The sequence below is a fragment of the Streptomyces sp. NPDC026659 genome, from assembly GCF_040638245.1.
Classification (GTDB): domain Bacteria; phylum Actinomycetota; class Actinomycetes; order Streptomycetales; family Streptomycetaceae; genus Streptomyces.
Window position 1 is genome coordinate 182,921 of record NZ_JBEZXY010000004.1, and the last position, 19,299, is coordinate 202,219.

The 19,299-nt window shown below is 72.7% G+C and carries 14 protein-coding genes; 2 read left to right on the forward strand and 12 right to left on the reverse strand.

The genetic code is table 11. The features are described from left to right. Positions 1 to 86: 86 nt before the first annotated feature. The 3 genes from AB0E91_RS12955 to AB0E91_RS12965 all read right to left on the reverse strand — a co-directional run bounded on the left by AB0E91_RS12955 (position 87) and on the right by AB0E91_RS12965 (position 2,335). Positions 87 to 1,283: a chaplin family protein gene (locus tag AB0E91_RS12955; RefSeq protein ID WP_361779525.1), complete on the reverse strand. Its 1,197-nt coding sequence runs from the start codon at positions 1,281 to 1,283 to the stop codon at positions 87 to 89. A gap of 121 nt (positions 1,284 to 1,404) precedes the next feature. Then, complete coding sequence (gene chpD / locus AB0E91_RS12960; protein ID WP_361779528.1) at positions 1,405 to 1,632, reverse strand: chaplin ChpD; 228 nt, start codon at positions 1,630 to 1,632, stop codon at positions 1,405 to 1,407. A 292-nt stretch (positions 1,633 to 1,924) separates the two neighbouring features. After that, positions 1,925 to 2,335, reverse strand: a complete 411-nt coding sequence (locus AB0E91_RS12965) for a rodlin (protein ID WP_161179271.1) — start codon at positions 2,333 to 2,335, stop codon at positions 1,925 to 1,927. Positions 2,336 to 2,594: 259 nt separating this feature from the next. On the opposite strand from AB0E91_RS12965, the gene AB0E91_RS12970 reads away from it, so the two are divergent. Together AB0E91_RS12970 and AB0E91_RS12975 are read left to right on the forward strand one after the other, a co-directional pair. Beyond that, positions 2,595 to 3,005: a rodlin gene (locus tag AB0E91_RS12970; protein ID WP_161179272.1), complete on the forward strand. Its 411-nt coding sequence runs from the start codon at positions 2,595 to 2,597 to the stop codon at positions 3,003 to 3,005. A 288-nt stretch (positions 3,006 to 3,293) separates the two neighbouring features. Continuing rightward, the gene (locus AB0E91_RS12975) at positions 3,294 to 3,701 is read left to right on the forward strand and encodes a rodlin (RefSeq protein WP_361779533.1); all 408 of its coding nucleotides are present in this window, start codon (positions 3,294 to 3,296) and stop codon (positions 3,699 to 3,701) included. A gap of 92 nt (positions 3,702 to 3,793) precedes the next feature. Here the strand turns inward: AB0E91_RS12975 and AB0E91_RS12980 are convergent, their stop codons facing one another. The 9 genes from AB0E91_RS12980 to iolB all read right to left on the reverse strand — a co-directional run bounded on the left by AB0E91_RS12980 (position 3,794) and on the right by iolB (position 19,298). Beyond that, entirely contained in the window at positions 3,794 to 4,657 is an 864-nt protein-coding gene (locus tag AB0E91_RS12980; protein ID WP_361779536.1) for an ABC transporter permease, read from the reverse strand. Further along, entirely contained in the window at positions 4,654 to 7,293 is a 2,640-nt protein-coding gene (locus AB0E91_RS12985; protein WP_361779539.1) for an alpha/beta fold hydrolase, read from the reverse strand. Before AB0E91_RS12985 ends, AB0E91_RS12980 begins: the two co-directional genes overlap by 4 nt. 127 nt (positions 7,294 to 7,420) lie before the next feature. After that, on the reverse strand, positions 7,421 to 8,821 hold the full coding sequence (locus AB0E91_RS12990) for an APC family permease (RefSeq protein WP_361779541.1): 1,401 nt from the start codon (positions 8,819 to 8,821) through the stop codon (positions 7,421 to 7,423). Positions 8,822 to 9,121: 300 nt separating this feature from the next. Continuing rightward, positions 9,122 to 12,052 (reverse strand): hypothetical protein, encoded by a 2,931-nt coding sequence (locus tag AB0E91_RS12995; RefSeq protein ID WP_361779544.1) that lies wholly within the window; start codon positions 12,050 to 12,052, stop codon positions 9,122 to 9,124. 2 nt (positions 12,053 to 12,054) lie between these two features. Continuing rightward, entirely contained in the window at positions 12,055 to 13,893 is a 1,839-nt protein-coding gene (locus tag AB0E91_RS13000; protein WP_361779547.1) for an HSP90 family protein, read from the reverse strand. Positions 13,894 to 13,954: 61 nt separating this feature from the next. Further along, positions 13,955 to 14,932, reverse strand: coding sequence for a hypothetical protein (locus AB0E91_RS13005; protein ID WP_361779550.1), 978 nt, complete (start codon positions 14,930 to 14,932; stop codon positions 13,955 to 13,957). Positions 14,933 to 15,078: 146 nt separating this feature from the next. Beyond that, on the reverse strand, positions 15,079 to 16,581 hold the full coding sequence (mmsA, locus tag AB0E91_RS13010) for a CoA-acylating methylmalonate-semialdehyde dehydrogenase (protein WP_361779553.1): 1,503 nt from the start codon (positions 16,579 to 16,581) through the stop codon (positions 15,079 to 15,081). Between the two features lie 15 nt (positions 16,582 to 16,596). Then, entirely contained in the window at positions 16,597 to 18,477 is a 1,881-nt protein-coding gene (iolD, locus tag AB0E91_RS13015) for a 3D-(3,5/4)-trihydroxycyclohexane-1,2-dione acylhydrolase (decyclizing) (protein WP_361779556.1), read from the reverse strand. Next, positions 18,474 to 19,298, reverse strand: coding sequence for a 5-deoxy-glucuronate isomerase (gene iolB, locus AB0E91_RS13020; RefSeq protein ID WP_361779559.1), 825 nt, complete (start codon positions 19,296 to 19,298; stop codon positions 18,474 to 18,476). The genes iolD and iolB overlap by 4 nt, the downstream gene beginning before the upstream one ends. Position 19,299: the final 1 nt, after the last annotated feature.

The following is a 19,299-nucleotide window of genomic DNA, read 5'->3' on the forward strand; positions in this document are numbered from 1 at the left end:
GCGCTGAAGGATTCGGTACGGCGCCGTGGCGGTACGGCGCCGCGTGTCGCCGGTGTGCCGGGCGCTCGGGTCCGGCACCCGGCGCACTACCGACGGGACGCTGCCCGGCCTCGCCGGTACAGCACCGCACCGGCCGCGATCAGCACGGCACCGGCGGCCGAGGCGCCGAGCAGGAGACGTTCCTGCCCACCGGTGTCCGGAAGGGACGGCTTGTGCGGGTGGTGATGTCCGCCGTGGGGCGGCCGCGTGTGCGGCGGGTGGGTGTGCGGGGGGTGCGTGTACGGCGGGGGCGACGTGTGCGGCGGGTGGGTGTGCGGCGGCGGAGTGCTCTCCTCGCCACCGTAGGGCGGCGGGGTGCTGTGGTGCGGCGGAGGAGTGCTCTCCTCACCGCCGTACGGAGGCGGAGTGCTGTGATGCGGTGGAGGCGTGGTCTCCTCGCCACCGTAGGGCGGCGGAGTGCTGTGGTGCGGCGGAGGTGTCGTCTCCTCACCGCCGTAGGGCGGCGGCGTGGTCTCGTCGTCGTCGCCGTACGAGGGCGGAGTGGTCTCGTCGTCGTCCCCGTACGACGTGGGCGGCTTGGTCTCGTGGCCGCCGTACGCGGGCGGCGGGGTCGTCTCGTCCTCGTCGTCGCCGTAGGACGCGGGGGGCTTCGTCTCGTGGTCGTCCCCGTAGGCGGGGGGCGGGGTGGTCTCGTCCTCGTCGTCGTCGCCGTACGAGGCGGGCCGGGTCGGCTTGTCGTGGCCGTAGGACGGGGGCCTGGTTTCGTCCTCGTCGTCGTCGCCGTAGGACGCGGGCCGGGTCGGTTTGTCGTGGCCGTACGACGGGGGCCGGGTCTCGTCCTCGTCGTCGTCGTCGCCGTACGAGGCGGGAGCGGTCGTCTCGTCGTGGCCGTACGACGCGGGCGGGGTCGTCGCGGGTGCCGTGGTCTCGTGGCCGTAGGCGGGCGGCGGGGTGGTGTGGCCGCCGGAGCCGTAGCCGGAGTCGTCGGCGTCGTCGGAGTCGTCGTCACCGTAGGAGTCGTGGTGGCGGGCGCTCTTGCCGGTGACACAGGACTCGGCGATGGCCGGGTCCAGCGCGGCGGACACGTCGACGGTGTTGCCGCAGATGGTGACCGGGACGTGGGCCGGTACCTGGAGGGTGTTGCCGGACAGGGCGCCGGGAGAGCGCTGTCCCGTGCCCTGCGCTCCCGAATCGGCGAGCGCCTGACTGCCGTACAAGGACAGCACGCCGGTCGCGGCCGCGGCTGCGGCCACGACGATGCCCTTGCTCAGGGTCTGTCTCAATCTCGTGGTCTTCCTGCTCGAAGAAGTGGGAAGGCCGGCCCCGGAACGCAGATTCGAAGGGATCGACGGTCCGGGGCCGGCCTGAACGCAGCCGTACGGCTGGTGCCTTGCGGCGGTGGCGTCAGCCGTTGACGCAGGCGTTGCCGAACGCCGGGTTCAGCAGGGCGATGACGTTGACCGAGTTGCCGCAGACGTTGATCGGCACGTGCACCGGGATCTGGATGACGTTGCCCGACAGGACACCCGGCGAACCGACGGCCGCACCCTCGGCACCGGCATCGGCGAAGGCGGGGGCCGCCCCGCCCAGGGCCAGGATGGCGCCGGCGACGACAGCAGCGGTCTTCTTCATGGTGTTTCCCTTCTCTGCGGTCATGTCCTTATGTCGGCCGAAACCGAGCGAGCACAACTTGAACGGCTCGCACCATGACCGGCAGGCTGTGAAACGAGGGATAGACAGCCGAAGAAACCGTGGAACGCGCGTCGCCCCTGAATTCACTCGAACGCCTCCACGGAATTGACAGGTTGGCGCAGTCGGGGAGGATTCGACAGGGGACGGAAATCGCGTAAATCACCGGGAAACGGCGAAGGCCGCCCCGGGAAGGGCGGCCTTCGGAGCGGGTCGGCGGACCGGCCCGCGGGCGTCAGTTGTTGCCGACGCCGTTGCCCGCGAGGACGGAGATGTCCTCCACCAGGTGGGAGAGCGGCTCGTCGTTCTTGGCCTGGGTGGAGTTCTCCGCGCACTGCTGGTTCTGCGGCGAGGACAGGACCGGGATGTCCTGGACACCGACGTTGATCAGCGCGAGGACCGACTGGACGTCGGCCTTGACGGGCAGGCCGACGCAGAGCTTGTTCAGCGAGCTCTGGACCAGGGTGGCCTGCGGGCTGAGGTTGCCGCCCGTGACGTTGTTGCCGAACGCCTCCGAGGCGCCGTTGCCGCTCAGCGACGTGGTGCCGGTGTCGTTTCCGATGGCGAGAGCCTGGGGGGCGGCAGCCGCCGAGACCCCGATGAAGGACGCGGCGACCGCGGCCGCGGCCATTGCCTTCTTCAGCATTTCGCTTTCCTCTTTCCCTGGCTCCACGCCAAGACGCACGTTCCTGTCCGGCATCAACCCCGGGGCGGCGAAATGGTTGCGGTATGTCACCCGATCGGATCGTGACGCGGCGCGGAGTGGATGCGAATTTCCCTTGGGAAATCGGGCCTTCGGGCGTATCCCGTGTGGGCCATCGGAGTGAACGAGAGGAACCCCGCGGCGGGCGGGGCAGTTGAGCCGGGCACTCCGGTGACGGGGTTTCTCCAGAAGGGAATCGCAAGTGATCAAGAAGGTTCTGGCCGCCGCCGCGGTCGCCGCCTCCGTTGTCGGTGTCTCCGCCGCCGCCGCGTCGCCGGCCCTGGCCATCGGCAACGACACGGGCACCACGTCGTTCAGCGGAAACGGTGCGTCGCAGGCGTTCGGCAACTCCGCCACCTACGGCAACATGAGCCCGCAGATGGCGCTCATCCAGGGTTCGCTGAACAAGCCCTGCATCGGCCTGCCCGCGAAGGTCAACGCCCAGTCCCTGATCGGCCTGCTCAACGTCGGCGTCCAGGACATCCCGATCCTGTCCTCGCCGCAGAACCAGCAGTGTGTCGAGAACTCCACCCAGGCCAAGGGCGACGAGCCGCTGTCGCACATCCTGGACGACATCTCCGCCCTGTCCGGCAACGGCGCCGGCAACAACTGATCAGCCACTGATCCGGAGATGTGAGGGGCCCCTCGCGGGCCCCTCCCCAGCGGGCCGCCGAGCGATTCGGCGGCCCGTCGGCATGTCCGGGGAGCGGTGAACTGGCGTGTGAGTCAGAGGACTTGGACGGGATTCCACGAACGCGCGGCTCCACGAACGAGGGGGCGCTTGTGAACTCATCGCACTGCGCTGCCCCGATAGGGGCACAGACCGCAACCCCGGTGTCCGCCGACCCGTTGACGATCACGCAACTCCTCCCCGGAGTCCGCCTTTCGAAAGGGAACGCACATGAAGAAGCTGTGGGCAACCGCGGCTGTCGCCGCCTCCGTCGCCGGTCTCGCGGGCGTGGCCGCCCCGCAGGCCCTCGCCATCGGGGACGACCACGGCACCACCTCGTTCAGCGGCAACGGCGCCTCGCAGTCGTTCGGCAACTCGGCCACCTTCGGTGACATGAGCCCGCAGCTCGCGCTGGTCCAGGGTTCGCTGAACAAGCCCTGCATCGGCCTGCCCGCGAAGGTCAACGCCCAGTCGGTGCTCGCGCTCATCAACGTCGGCGTCCAGGACATCCCGATCCTGTCCTCGCCGCAGAACCAGCAGTGCGTGGAGAACTCCACCCAGGCCAAGGGCGACGAGCCGCTGTCGCACATCCTGGACGACATCTCCGCCCTGTCCGGCAACGGCGCCGCCAACCGCTGACCGAGCCAGAACCGCGACGGCGGGCCACCGGTTCTCCCGGTGGCCCGCCGTTCGTGTGTCCGGACGCCTCGTCGTCCTGACGCCCAAGTGCCCTACGACACCACGTCCTTGCGGGCGAAGCCCCGGAATGCCAGGGCGAACAGGACGAGGGCGTACGCCACCGAGACCGAGGCGCCCTGGATCATCCCGGCCCACTCGGCGTGCGGCTGGAGGGCGTCCGCCCAGGCGAACTGCCAGTGCGCGGGCAGGTAGTCGCGCCAGTCGCCGAGGGCGGTGACGGCGTCCAGGACGTTGCCGACGATGGTCAGGCCCACCGCGCCGCCGACCGCGCCGAGCGGGGCATCCGTACGGGTCGACAGCCAGAACGCGAGGGCGGCGGTGACCAGTTGGGACACGAAGAGGTACGCCACCGCGACCGCGAGGCGCTGCAGTGCGACGCCCGGCTCCAGCGCGCCCCCGGTGGGGATGCGCAGGGGTCCCCAGCCGTAGGCGGCGGTGCCCGCGACGAGGGCCACGGCTGGCAGCAGCACCATCGCGGCCAGGCTCATCCCGAGGGCCACGACCAGCTTCGACCACAGCAGCCGTACCCGGGGCACGGGCGCGGCGAGCAGATAGCGCAGCGAGGACCAGTTGGCCTCGGAGGCGACCGTGTCCCCGCAGAACAGCGCGACCGGGACGACCAGCAGGAAGCCCGCCGAGACGAACAGGGCGACGGCGGCGAAGTTGGCGCCGGACGCGGTGGCGGTGTCCATGAGGGTGATCCGGGAGCTGCGGCCGCCGGGCTTGCCGCCGATGGCGAAGGCGGCGAGGAGCACGAACGGCAGCACGGCCAGGAGCAGGCCCATGACCAGCGTGCGGCGGCGCTTGAGCTGGCGGATCAGCTCCACGCGCACGGGCAGGGTGCGGACGGGGCGGTAGCCGGGTGCCGTGTCCGCGCCCGGGGTGAGCGTGCTCACGGGGTGCCTCCGATCAGGGTGAGGAAGGCGTCTTCCAGGCGCCGGTGCGGGCCGACGGAGGCGACGGGCACCTCCAGGCGTACGAGGTCCACCACCAGGGCCTCGGCGGTGGCGCCGGGCTCCAGGCGGACGAGCAGTCCGTCCTCGGTGCGTACGGCGGAGGCGACACCGGGCAGCGCGGCCACCTTCTCCACGAGCGGTTCGCGCACCGGGGTTCCGGTGCCGACCAGGAGGGTGTCGCCGGAGCCGATGATGTCGCGGACCGGGCCCGCCTGGACCAGCCGGCCCCGGTCCATCACCACGAGGTGGGTGCAGGACTGCTCCACCTCGGCGAGGAGATGGCTGGAGACGATGACCGTGCGTCCGGCCGCCGCGTAGCGGATCATCACCTCGCGCATCTCGCGGATCTGCGGCGGGTCGAGGCCGTTGGTGGGTTCGTCCAGGATGAGCAGGTCGGGCAGGCCGAGCATGGCCTGGGCGATGGCCAGGCGCTGGCGCATGCCCTGGGAGTAGGTGCGGACCGCGCGGTCGAGGGCGTCGCCGAGACCCGCGATCTCCAGGGCCTCGGCCAGGTGGGCGTCCTCGGCGGGGCGGCCGGTGGCGCGCCAGTACAGCTCCAGGTTCTCCCGGCCCGACAGGTGGGGCAGGAAGCCCGCGCCCTCCACGAAGGCGCCGACCCGGGAGAGGACGGGGGCGCCGGGGCGTACGGCGTGGCCGAAGACGCGGATCTCGCCCGCGTCGGGCCGGATGAGGCCCATCAGCATCCGCAGGGTGGTGGTCTTGCCCGCGCCGTTGGGGCCGAGCAGTCCGAGGACCTGGCCCTTCTCCACACGGAAGGACAGGTCGCGTACGGCGTACCGGTCGGCGGAGCCCGCGTAGCGCTTGCTCAAGTCGCCGATGACGAGCGGGACTTCGGCCAGTTCCGGGTCGGGGGCGGGGGCGCTGGTGGGGCGGCGGGCGGTGAGCAGCAGGGCGGCGGCGAGGGCGGCGCCCACGAGGGGCAGCCACCAGACCCAGGCGGGCAGCGGGGTCCGGGCGGTGGTGACGCCCGGGGCCGTGGGCACGCTCAGGGCGCTTTTCAGCGAGACGGTGTACGTCGCCGGGGCGGTCGGGGAGGCGTAGGCGAGGTCGGTGGAGGCGAGGACCAGGCTGAGCCGGTGGCCCTTCTGCATCTCGTGGTCGACGGCCGGGAGGGTGACCGTGACGTCCTTGCCCGCGCGGGCGCCGGTGATGCGCAGGGGTGTGACCAGCTGGGAGGGCAGGACGCGGGTGCCGCCGGGGCCGACGTCGTAGAGCTTGGCGAAGAGGACCGCGTCGTCGGAGGTGGCCTGCACGTGGACGCGTGCGGTGGGTGAGCCGGTGACGCGGAGGGTGGAGCGCAGCGGGGCGGAGTCGAAGTGGGCGTTCTGGCCGGGGAAGTCGAGGGAGACGCCGGTGCCGAGGGCGGAGAGCCGGGCCAGGCTGCCGAGGCCGGGCAGCGCGGAGACGGCGGGCGGGCCCGCGCCGGCCGGGTTGGCGACGTGCTGGGCGCCCCCGGTGAGCGGCACGGTGTGCCGGTCGGAGTGGAGGCCGGGGTAGGTGTTCGCGCTCGCGCCGCGCAACTGGACGGCGCCGTCGGTGGAGTCGACGCCTCCGGTGCGGGTGACGCGGAAGGCGGGGCCGGTGGCGGCTGAGGTCTCGTCCTTGAGGTAGCGGTCGAACCAGGAGCGCATCCGGGCGCGGACGCGGTCGGTCTCCTCGTCGCCGCCGTCGTGGCCGCCGGAGATCCAGTCGACCTTGACCGGGGCGCCGTTGGCCTTGATCGCCCGTTCGGCCGCGTCGGACTGGGCGAGGGTGAACAGGGAGTCCGTCTGGCCCTGGAAGAGGAGAGTGGGCACCTTGATGCGGGCGGCGACGGCGGAGGGGGAGCGTTCCTCCAGCAGGCGGCGGGCGTCGGCGTCCGGGATGCCGGACTGGGCGACGCGCTGGTACATCCGGCACAGGGCGGGCTCGAAGTCCTCGCAGCCGCCGCCGGAGTTGAAGAAGACCCCGGCCCACAGCTTCTTGAACACGCCGTCGGGGAACAGGGCGTCGGCGAGATTCCAGTAGGTGACCGCGGGGGCGATGGCGTCGACGCGGTGGTCGTACCCGGCGGCGAGCAGGGAGATGGCGCCGCCGTAGGAGGCTCCGGCCATGCCGACGCGGGGGTCGCCGGGGGCGTCGAGGCGGACCTCGGGGCGCCCCGCGAGCCAGTCGATGAGCCGGGAGACGTCCTTGACCTCGTGCTCGGGGTCGTTCAGGCCGATCTCGCCGGTGGAGCGGCCGAAGCCGCGCGCGGACCAGGTCATGACCGCGTAGCCGTGCCGGGCCAGGTCCTGGGCCTGGCCGACCATGTCCTTCTTGCTGCCGCCGAAGCCGTGGGCGAGCAGGACGGCGGGGCGGCGGCCGGGGCGGCCGTCGGTGAAGAAGGACGTGGTCAGGCGGGTGCCGTCGGCGGTGGTCAGCTTCTGGTCGACCTGGTGCACCCGGGGGGTGTCGTCGCCGGAGGCGGTCGCCGTCCAGGTTCCGGCGGCCGCGAGCAGCGCGGCGGCGGAGAGGGCGGCGGCCGCCCGGCGGGGCCCCTTCAGGAGCCGCGCCAGGGGCACTCGAAGATCCATGACCCCACCGTAAGGGCCCGGAGCTGCGGCGGACGGCGCCGCCGGGCTGAACCCCCGCCCCTCCCCGGGGAGTACGCGCCCGGCCGGGTGTACCGCGAGTGCGGTACACCGCGCGGGGAGGGGTGTGTCAGGGGCGCGTGTCCTCGGGGAGGGAGACGAGCCAGTGGGTGGCGGCGCGGGGGCGGAGGTAGAGCGCCCAGTAGAGGGTGGCGACGGCGGTGATGCCGCCGGTCCACAGGAGATAGTCGACGTCCTGCTGGGTGAGGACGTAGGCGAGGACGACGATGAGCAGGATCGGCAGCGCGGGCCACAGCGGCATCCGCCAGGCGGGGGTGTGCCGGTGGGGGTCGCGGCGGCCGAGCAGGGCGGCGACGGCGACGAGCAGGTACATGGCGGTCACGGAGACGCCGGTGACGCCGTAGAGGGTGTCGAGGTCGACGAAGCAGAACAGCGCGCCGGGGACGCCGACGGCGAGGGTGGCGACCCAGGGGGAGCCGAAGCGGCCGAGCTTGGAGAAGAGGCTGTTGACCGGGGTGGGCCACGCCTTGTCGCGGGCGGAGGCGAACAGGACGCGGGAGTTCTGGATGACCATCACGATGCCCGCGTTGACGATGGCGAGGGCGACGCAGAGGCTGACGAAGGTGCCGACGGCCGTGTTGGACCAGGCGGTGACCATGGAGCTGATGTCGCCGCCGGTCAGCTCCGTGAGGTCGGTGGCGCCCAGGGTGACGGCGGCGACCGGGACCAGGATGACCACCGTGGAGATGGCGAGGGTGGCGAGGACGGTGCGGGCCACGTCGCGGCGCGGGTGCTCCAGTTCCTCGGAGAGGTAGACGGCGGTCGAGAAGCCCTGGGTGACGAAGAGGGCGATGGCGAGTCCGGAGACGACCAGCGCCCCGGTCACGGCGTCCGTGTGGCCGTGGGCGTCCGCGACCTGCATCGAGACGAGGCTGTCGAGGCCCCGGTGCCCGTGGGTGAAGCCGAGGACGGCGACGACGGCGGCCGCGATGACCTCCAGGACCAGGAAGATCCCGGTGATCCAGGCGTTGGCGCGCAGGTCGAGCAGTCCGGCGAGGGTGGCGAGCAGCATCACGGCGGCGCCGGTGAGCGAGGGGTCCAGGTGGACGACGGGGGCGAGGTAGTCGGCGGTGCCCATGGCGATGACGGGCGGCACGATCATGACGACCAGCAGGGAGAGCACGAAGACCAGCCAGCCGGTGAGCCGCCCGGCGAGGGTGGAGACCATGGCGTACTCGCCGCCCGCGCTCGGGATGAGGGTGCCCAGCTCGGCGTAGCAGAACGCCACGGCGATACAGAGCAGCGAGCCGATGGCGATGGTCAGCGCGGTCGCGGTGCCGAGGGTGCCGAAGAGGTCGGGGACCACGACGAAGAGGGTGGAGGCGGGGGTCACGCAGGAGAGCGTCAGCAGGGTGCCGCCGACGACGCCGATGGAACGCTTGAGCTTCTGGGGGCTGTCGGACGGGTGCCCGGGGGCGGCGTCCTCGGCGGGGCGGAGCGTGTCGGTCATGCGGCGGTCCGATCGACTCGTGCGGGCTCGGAAGGGAGCGCTATCGCCTCCGGCGGTTCGTGGCGTACGTCATGTCTCTCGCTCCTGGCGCGCATCGAACACCGACGAAAACCGGCGCGTCAATGGGTGTTCGGCTACGGATTCCGTAGGCAAACCCGGCCTGTCGCCACGTATACAGCGGCATCTCGCGGGTGGTTCCACGCTTGTCACCGGTACGGGAACCGCAGGTGCCCCGCCAAAAAAACCGGGGCCCGGAAGCGGTTCGCTCGCTTCCGGGCCCCGGGTGGGTACGGCCTCGGGTCACTCCTCGTCGCGCAGCCGGGCCGCGAGGGGGGCCAGCTCGTCGGCCTGTTCGGTGTGGCCGAGGGCGGTCAGCCGGGTGGCGGCGGCCTCCAGACGGGTACGGGCGGGGGCGGGGCGTTCCAGGAAGATGCCCTCCACGACACCCGCGAGCCGCACGCACTCGGCCCACTCGGCCGCGTGGTCGGCGTCCTCCCCCGGGTCGCCGAGGAGGGCGACGGCCTTCTCCAGGGAGGCCAGCGCGCTCTCGTTGTCCCCGGCGTAGGCGTAGACCTGGCCGGACTCGTAGGCCAGGGCGGTCTCCAGGGAGCGGGGCCGTCCCCGGTGGCCCGCGGCGGCGGCCTCCTCCGCGATCCGGCCCGCGTCGGCGAGGAGGGCGAGGGCGTCGTCAAGGCCGTCGGCGCCCTCCCGCTTCACCTGGAGGAGGGCGATCTCGCGCAGGACGCCGCTGAGCTGGTCGTAGCGCGGGGAGCGGGCGTGGACGGCGCGCACCTGCTCCGCGACCTCGCGGGCGCGGCCGAACTCGCCCGCCTCCGCGAGGAGTACGGCCGTCTCGGCGGCGATCATCGCGTGGGCGCGCTCGTCGTCCTCCCAGCCGGCCGACTCCGCCGCGAGGGCGACGAACTCGACGGTGGCGGCCTTGAGGTCGTCCAACGCGTGCAGCGCGCGGGCACGGGTCAGGCGCAGCTGGGCCACGATCCGGTCGTTCATCTCCCCGGCCGCGACGTCCGGTTCGGCCAGGAGGGAGTCGACCAGGGAGACGCAGTCCTCGGCGCGGCCGAGCTCCAGGCTGATCCGGGCCGCCTCCATGTAGGCGCAGAACGCGTCCGTGCGGTCGCCGTCGCGCAGGCCCAGCTCCGCCGAGCGGGTCAGGTGCCGCAGCGCCTCGCCGGGGCGGCCGAGGTGCAGACACGCCTGGGCCAGATCGGTGTGGACGCGGATGGTGTGGGCCGTGTCGGCGGGCCACTCGGCGCCCAGGCGCAGGGCCTCGGCCAGGCTCTCGTGGGCGGCCTCGGCGTCGTGGAGGCCGAGCTGGAAGCGGCCGCGCAGCGCGAGCGCGCGGGGCACATGCCAGCCGGGGCCGTCCTTCCTGAGCCGCTCCAGGAGGGTGTCGATCCCGGTGACGGCGGTGGGCACGTCACCGGCGAGGGCGTGGGTGCTCGCCCGCAGCAGCAGGGCGCCGGAGCGCTGTCCGGCGATGTCGTGCCGGTCGGCGAACGCGTACAGCAGGTCCACCTCGGCGAAGAGCGGCGCGACGTGCTCCTCGTCGCCCGAGGTCTGGAGCCGCAGCCCGAGCAGGGTCGCCCGCAGCCGCAGCAGCCGGGCCTCCTGGTACGGGGCGAGGCCGTCCGTCTCCTCGTGGAGGCGGACCACGCCCGCGTGGGCGGCGGTCAGCGCGGCGGTCCGCTCCGCGGCCGGGTCGGTGGTGTCCTGCGGGGGAAGCTGGGCGCGGGCGAGCAGGGCACTGGCCCGGGAGAGCGCCGCGTCACCGGGCTCGCCCGCCTCGTCGTACAGGGCGGCGGCCTCGTCCTGGAGGTCGGCGGCGTCGGCGAAGCGGTCCTTCGCGGCCGCCCGGTCCGCCTCGTCGGCGAGCAGGTCGGCGCGCAGCCGGACGAGCGGGCCCACGGCCGGGTCGTCGGGGTGGACGTAGCCGGGGGCGGCGACCAGGGTGCGCAGCCGGGCCCAGGCCGCGAGGGAGTCCGGGTGCCCCTGTGTGTCCAGCTCCCTGGCCCGCAGGACGAGTTCGGGCAGCGCCTCGGGGAGGCCGGCCGGGGCGGCGGGCGCGGTGACCGGCGCCGCCGGGGCCACGTCGTCCAGGGCCCGGGTGCGCAGGGTCAGTTCGAGGGCGTCCACGAGCGGGGCGCGCTCCAGGCGGGCCCTGCGGCGGTCGGTGTGGGCGGTGGTGCCGTTGCGGTCGTCGAAGCGGGCGGCGAGGTCGTCGGCGCGGCCTCGCACCTCGGCGCGCAGGGCGGCCACCGTCCAGGAGCGGCCGGGGTATCCGGCGGCGGGCAGCTCGCCGTGGCCGAGGAGTTCGACGCGCCGGAGGAGGACCTCCACGCCGGTGAGGAAGTCGTACAGGTCCAGCGGCGAGTCCACCTCCTCGAACAGGTTGCGGTTCTCGGCGAGGAGTTCCAGGCCACGCGCCTCGTTGCCGGTGAGGGCGCAGAACTCCAGGTGGCGGCCGACCTCGCGGGACATCGAGGGGTTGCGGCGGCAGGCGCGGTACCCGGCGAGGTGCAGGGTGCGGGCCCGGTCGGCCTGTCCGGTGCGCAGCAGGGGCAGCAGCGCGTACGAGATCGAGCGGGCGGGTTCCTCCTGGCAGGACTCCTTCCCCTCCAGGACGGGCTCCCAGACGCCGAGCGCCCGCTCGTCGTCGCCGCGCTCCAGGTGGTACAGCGCCCGCTCGCAGATCTCGCAGGCTTCGCAGTCGCTGAGCGGGCCACGGGCGCGGGCCGCCCACAGCTCGTAGGCGAGGTCGGTGTCCTCCCCGGTGTGGGCGGCGAGTTGATAGCGCTGCCCGTAGTACGGCTGGAGGTCGTAGTCGGCCTTCTCGTACCGGTCGCGCATCTCCGTCAGCCACTGGCGCAGGCTCGCGAGCGGGATCTCGGGCAGGGCGCGCAGGGCGTTGGCGACCCACTTGAACCGCCAGAACAGCGTGTGGCGCATGCGGTCGTCGAAGACGTCGGGCTGCTCGTCGTAGAGGTTGAGCAGCCGGGCGAAGACGACCGGCGACTTACGGGGTTCGGAGCCGTAGGTGTACGCCTCCTGGAGTTCCATGAGGGCGCGGAAGAGCGCGAGGGGCTCGGCGAACTGCTCGGCGGCCTCGGCGAGTTCCTCGGCGGTGACGGTGCGGGTGCGGCCGTAGGGGCGCTCGCGGTTGTCCCGGAGCGCCTGGAACAGCTCGTCGGTGGTCTGGGGTGCGGTCGGCATCGTCAGCTGTCCTTGCGCAGGGCGTGGGCGAGAAGGTCGAGGAAGGAGCGGTTGATGAGGCTCGACTCGGCGGGCCTGAGCGGGCGCCGGGACAGCATCGCGGCCTGGCCGTAGAGGGCTTCGGCGCTGGTGCGGGCCAGTTCGGGTTCGTCGATGGCGACGGCGGTGCGGACCAGCGGGTTGAGCTGGTTGAGGATCAGCTGGGCGCGGGGTGCCTCCTGGCGCAGATGGCCGAGGATGTCGCCCCACAGGCCGCCCTCCTGCTCGCGGGCGAGCTGGGAGCGGGTGCGCTCGTGGCGGGCCTCGCGGCTGTCGATCAGCAGGGCGGGGGCGGAGGCGGGGTGGAAGGTGCGCAGCGCCACGTCGCAGTCGAAGACGGCGAGGGCGTCGCGGGCCTGGGTGAGGTAGGCCGCGGCGGCGAGTTCCGTCGCGCGGTCGACCGGGTCGAGGTGGGCGGTGAGGGTCGCCGGGTCGAGGTCGGCGACCGTGACCTCGGGCCTGATCTCGGGCAGCCGGTGGACCAGTTCGCGGTCGTAGGTGTAGCCGCCGTTGACGACGCCGAGCCCGGCGGCCGAGGCGATGGCCGCGACCTGCCGGAACTCCTCCACGCTGGAGGTGACGAGCACGGTGCGGTGGGTGCGCGCGAACTCGTCCAGGGTGGCGTGCCCGTCGGTGGTCTCGAACGGCAGCCAGGGCAGCAGCATCCGCAGGATCTCGTCGTCGTGGACGGCGAGCGACTTCACGGCCAGGTGGTGGACCTGGAGGAAGCGGCCGAGCAGCTCGGGGGCGCTGGCGGCGGTCCTCGCGAGCCACGCGCGCAGCCGCTCGGCGAGGGCGTCGCGGACGGCGGCGAGCGTGTCGTCCTCGTACAGCGCCTCGCGGGACGCCGTCGGGCGCAGGCTCTCGGCGTCGATCACGCAGCGGACGAAGAACGCCCACTCGGGCAGGATCTCCTCGGCCTGCTCGGACAGCAGCATGCCCTTCACGTGCACGCGGTGGCCGTGGCGGCGCCCGGCGGGCACGGTCTCGGGCAGCACGCACGCGATGCCCTTCAGGCCCACGGCGGGCAGGTCCAGCTCGATGGTGTCCAGCGGGGTGAACCCGAAGACCTCCTCGCCGTACGCGGCGAGTTCACGGCGCCGGGCTCCCGGCGTGGGGTGAGGACGGTCCCAGGGCGCGGGCTCGGGGTTGACCGGCGCCGGGTCGCCCCTGCCGTCGTCGAAGGTCACCGGGTGGCGCAACAGGGAACCGAAGTGCCGGGCGAGCGCGCACACTTGGGCCGGTGCGGTCCACTCGCGCGCGTCGGCGCGCGGGGTCAGGGTGACGGTGGTGCCGGGCCGGGGGCGCGCGGAGGCGGGCAGCGTACGGACGCTGTAACTGCCGTCGCCGCGCCCGCGCCACTCCACGGCGGGTGCGTCGGGGGTACGGGCGCTGCGGCTGAGGACGTGGATCTCGTCCGCGACCAGGAAGCAGGAGAGCAGCCCGATGCCGAACTGGCCGATGAAGTCGGCGCGTTGCTCGGCGATCTTCTCGGCGCGCTTGCTGCTGCGGCCGATCGTGGCGAGGAAGGTGTGCACATCGGCCTCAGTGAGACCGACACCGTCGTCCTCGACGCGTACGGAGGAGCCGTCGGCGTACAGCCGGATGCCGAAGTCGCCTGCGGAGGCGGCCGGTTCGAGGGTGTGGCGGGCGGTCAGCGCGTCCACCGCGTTCTGCAGGAGTTCGCGGAGGTAGACGCGGGGGCTGGAGTAGAGGTGGTGGGAGAGGAGGTCGACCAGGCCGCGCAGGTCCACCTGGAAGGTGCGGTCGGCGGGGGTGGGGAAGGGAGCGTTCTTGGTCATCGCGGAGTCCGGGGTGGGGTGTTCGGGTGGGCGGGGTGCGTGCGGGCCGGCAGGCCGCGGCTCAGGCGTGGCGGCGGTAGCAGGCGTACATCTTTTCCGGCCGCGCCATGTACTTCCACGGCCACGGGGTGTACGCACCGCCCAGCTCGTGGAAGACGCGCGGGGCCACGATGGTCTCGGCGGCCAGGCCCAGGGCCATGGCGAAGATGTTGAAGTCCTCCTGCCAGCCCGGGCGCCGCTCGTAGTCGGGGTGGAGGATGCTGCGCCTGGCCGCGTCCCTCAACTCGGCCTGGATCTCCGGGGTGTCGAGGGAGTCCTTGCTCTCCGACTCCACCCAGTCCTCGATGTGCGCCATGGGGATCACGCACCCGAGGCGATGCCCGTCCGGTGCGCCGCCGAACGCCTCGCGGGCGAACGCCAGGGCCTGGCCCGGCTCGCCGTTCCAGCGGGGCTGGAGATACGACACCCACTCGATGTGGGTCTCCAGGTCCAGCGGGTCACGGCGCAGGGCGGCGCCGAGCCGGACCTCGTTGACTGCCCGGCCGCGCGAGATGCCACGCCCGGAGGTGAGGAGGCGGCGCCACGGCGTGACCCACTCGGGCCGTGCCTCGGCCGCCTCCAGGAGGTGTTCCTCCGCCGTTTCGAGCCGCTCGTGGAAGACCTGCCACTGCTCCCGCGTGACGTCCTTGGCCCGTGCGCTGGTGCGCGCCTCCCAGCCCCACAGGACGTGCCGCGCCCCGGATATCAGCAGGGCCGTCGCCCGGTGCTCCTCGTCCTCCTCGACCGCCCGGCCGATCCAGTCCTGCACACCGTCCACGGCGGCCAGTTCGCTCAGGACCTGGTGGTCACGGCCGAGGTCGAACGGGACCAGCGCCCCCTTGACCGCCTCCCAGTCCCCCTCCTCGGCGGCCTGCACCGCCGCGAGCACCCGTACGTCCCCGAGCGCGTCCAGCGCGTACACACGGTTCCCGCGCGGGGCCGGAAGCGCGAACGGATTCGCCTCCGCTTTCTTCCCGCCCCCGAACAGCTTGCCGAACATGCCGCGCCCTCCCCTGGTCCCGGTGATCGTCGGGGGCAGCATAAACAGCACCGCTGACAGGGATGCCACAGGGTTTTGCACGGCCGGGCCCGCAGGACGGGACCCGGCCGTTCACGCGGCTCGGCTCAGAGGCGGACGGTCACGACTCAGTGGTTGCGCGGGAATCCCAGGTCCACGCCCGCCGGGGCGTCGGCCGGGTCGGGCCAGCGGGTGGTGACGACCTTGCCGCGGGTGTAGAAGTGCGTGCCGTCGTTGCCGTAGATGTGGTGGTCGCCGAAGAGGGAGTCCTTCCAGCCGCCGAAGGAGTGGTAGCCGACGGGGACCGGGATCGGGACGTTGACGCCGACCATGCCGGCCTCGACCTCCAGCTGGAAGCGGCGGGCGGCGCCGCCGTCGCGGGTGAAGATCGCGGTGCCGTTGCCGAACGGGGAGGCATTGATGAGGGCGATGCCCTCGTCGTAGCTGTCCACGCGCAGCACGGTCAGCACCGGGCCGAAGATCTCGTCCTGGTACGCCTTCGCGGTGACCGGCACCTTGTCCAGCAGGGAGATGCCGATCCAGTGGCCGTCCTCGTAGCCCTCGACGGTGTAGCCGGTGCCGTCGAGCACGACCTCGGCGCCCTCGGCGGCGGCGCCGGAGACGTAGGAGGCCACCTTGTCGCGGTGGGCCGCCGTGATCAGCGGGCCCATCTCGGAGGACGGGTCGGTGCCGGGGCCGATCTTGATCTTCTCGGCGCGCTCGCGGATCTTCTCCACCAGCTCGTCGCCGATGGCACCGACCGCGACGACCGCCGAGATGGCCATGCAGCGCTCGCCGGCCGAGCCGTAGGCCGCCGAGACCGCCGCGTCCGCCGCCGCGTCGAGGTCGGCGTCCGGCAGGACCAGCATGTGGTTCTTGGCGCCGCCGAGCGCCTGGACGCGCTTGCCGTGGGCGGAGGCGGTGGTGTGGATGTAGCGGGCGATCGGGGTCGAGCCGACGAACGACACAGCCTGTACGTCCGGGTGCTCCAGGAGCCGGTCGACGGCCACCTTGTCGCCGTGCACGACGTTGAACACGCCGTCCGGCAGCCCGGCCTCGGCCAGCAGCTCGGCGATCCTGAGAGAGACCGACGGGTCCTTCTCCGACGGCTTCAGCACGAAGGTGTTGCCGCACGCGACGGCGATCGGGAACATCCACATCGGCACCATGGCCGGGAAGTTGAACGGCGTGATGCCCGCGACGACACCGAGCGGCTGGCGGAGCGAGGCCACGTCGACGCCCGTCGCGACCTGCGTCGACAGCTCGCCCTTGAGCTGCACGGTGATCCCGCAGGCCAGGTCCACGATCTCCAGGCCGCGCGCGACCTCGCCGAGCGCGTCGGAGTGCACCTTGCCGTGCTCGGCGGTGATCAGCGCGGCGATCTCGTCGCGGTGCTCGTCGAGGAGCGCGCGGAACCTGAACAGGATCGTGGTGCGCTGGGCCAGCGAGGAGTGGCGCCAGGTCGCGAAGGCGTCCTTGGCGGCCGCGACCGCCGCGTCCACCTCCTCGGCCGTGGCGAACGCGACCTGGGTGGTGACCTCGCCGGTCGCCGGGTCGGTGACCGGCCCGTACGTACCCGACGCGCCCTCGGCGGTCTTGCCGCCGATCCAGTGGTTGACGGTCTTCGTCATGTCCTCGGGCTCCTTCTACAGATGGCGGCGGCGGGCCGACCGGTGCCGTTCGTACAGCTCGCGTGCCTTGACCGCGGACGGCCTGGTCGCGGTCTCGGCCACGGGAACATCCCACCAGGCCGCGGCCGGGGGCGCTCCCGACACACTGTCGGACGTTTCGGTCTCCACGTAGACACATGTGGGAGTGTCGGCGGCCCGCGCCTCGGCGAGGGCGTCCCGCAGCTCGCCCACAGTCCGCGCGCGCAGCACCCGCATCCCCAGGCTGGCCGCGTTGGCGGCGAGGTCCACGGGGAGCGGGGCACCGGTGTAGGTGCCGTCGGGGGCGGTGTGGCGGTAGGCGGTGCCGAAGCGCTCGGCGCCGACCGACTCCGAGAGGCCGCCGATGGAGGCGTAGCCGTGGTTCTGGATCAGCACCATCTTGAGCGCCACGCCCTCCTGCACGGCGGTGACGATCTCGGTCGGCATCATCAGATACGTCCCGTCGCCGACCAGCGCCCAGACGTTCCGCTCGGGCGCGGCGAGCTTCACGCCGAGGGCGGCTGGGATCTCGTAGCCCATGCAGGAGTAGCCGTACTCCAGGTGGTACTGGTCGCGGGAGCGGGTGCGCCAGAGTTTGTGCAGGTCGCCGGGGAGGGAGCCGGCGGCGTTCACGATGATGTCGCTCTCGTCCACCAGGGCGTCCAGCGCGCCGACGACCTGCGGCTGGGTCGGCACCGCGTCCGGGTCGGCGGCGGCGAAACAGGCGTCCACCCGGCGCTCCCAGTCGGCCTTGGCCGCCGTGTAGGCCGCGATGTACTCCTCCGGCACCCGGTGGTCGTGCATCTGAAGCGCCTCGGTCAGCTCGCCGAGCCCGCTGCGGGCGTCCGCGACCAGCGGGAGTCCGGACAGCTTGTGGCCGTCGAAGGGCGCGATGTTGAGGTTGAGGAAGCGCACGCCGGGGTGCTCGAAGAGGGTGCCGGAGGCGGTGGTGAAGTCGGTGTACCGGGTGCCGACCCCGATCACCAGGTCGGCGGCGCGGGCGAGTTCGTCCGCGGTGGCGGTGCCGGTGTGGCCGATCCCGCCCACGTCCTGGGGGTGGTCGTACGCCAGCGACCCCTTGCCCGCCTGGGTGGAGGCGACCGGGATGCCGGTGACGGAGGCGAACTCCGCGAGGGCCGTCTCGGCGCGGCTGTGGTGGACCCCGCCACCCGCGATCACGAGGGGCCGCCGGGCTTCCCTGATCACCCGTACGGCTTCGGCGAGTTCGGTCGGGTCGGCCCCCGGACGCCGTACGGTCCACACCCGCTCGGCGAAGAACTCCTCGGGCCAGTCGTACGCCTCCGCCTGCACGTCCTGCGGCAGCGCGAGGGTGACGGCACCGGTCTCGACCGGGTCGGTGAGGACGCGTACGGCCTGGAGCGCGGCCGGGATCAGGGCCTCGGGGCGGGTGATCCGGTCGAACCAGCGGGACACCGGGCGCAGGGTGTCGTTCACCGACACGTCGCCCGCGTACGGGACTTCGAGCTGCTGGAGGACGGGATCGGCGGGACGGCCGGCGAACACGTCGCCGGGGAGGAGCAGGACGGGGAGGTGGTTGATGGTGGCGAGGGCGGCGCCGGTGACGAGGTTGGTGGCGCCGGGGCCGATGGAGGTGGTGACGGCGTGCGTGGAGAGGCGGTTGGACTGGCGGGCGTAGCCGACGGCCGCGTGCACCATGGCCTGTTCGTTGCGGCCCTGGTGGTACGGCATCAACTCCCGGTATTCCACGAGGGCTTGACTGAGTCCGGCGACGTTGCCGTGGCCGAAGATGCCCCAGGTGGCGCCGATGAGCCGCCGTCGCACTCCGTCCCGCTCGGTGTACTGGGCCGCGAGGAAGCGGACGAGCGCCTGCGCGACCGTGAGGCGGACGGTGGTCATCGGTAGCCCCCTGTGGCCTCGGTGTGGTCCGGGTGGAAGCGGATGCGCCATTCGCGGGTCGCGCCGGGGCCCGCCATCACGTTGAGGTAGTACATGGCGTGGCCGGGCTGGGCGATCGACGGGCCGTGCCAGCCGTCCGGGACGAGGACGGCGTCACCCGTGCGGACCTCCGCGAGCACGTCGGCACCGCCCTCGCGGGAGGGGAAGACCCGCTGGTAGCCGAGGCCGCCGTCCTCGATCTCGAAGTAGTAGATCTCCTCCAGCTCCGACTCCTCGCCGGGCAGGTGCTCGTCGTGCTTGTGCGGCGGGTACGAGGACCAGTTGCCGCCGGGGGTGATCACCTCGACGGCGATGAGCCGGTCGCAGTCGAAGGTGCCGGCGGCGGCGAAGTTGCGTACCCGGCGGGCACAGGTGCCGCTGCCGCGTTCTTCGACGGGGACCTCCGGCGCGGGGCCGTAGCGGGCGGGGAGTTGTCGCTCGCACTTCGCTCCTGCCAGGGCGAAGCGGCCTCCCGCGCCGGAGGCGATCTGGACCCGGGCGTCACGGGGTGCGTACGCGAAGTCGCTGACCTGCGCGAACACGCTTTCCCGGCCCTGGATCTGATAGAGGGTCTCGTCAATTTGTACGGTACATGCACCTTGCAGGGGCAGCACGATCCATTCGGCGTCCCCGGTGTCGAAAACGTGCGCGGCACCGGGGTCGAGGTGGACGACGCGCAGGGCGGTGTGGGCCCAGCCGGGGCGCCCGGGGCCGATGTCGAGGGCGTACGGGCCGTTCGCCGCGGTCCCGGCGGACAGATGCAGTCCGTTGCTGGTCGTCATG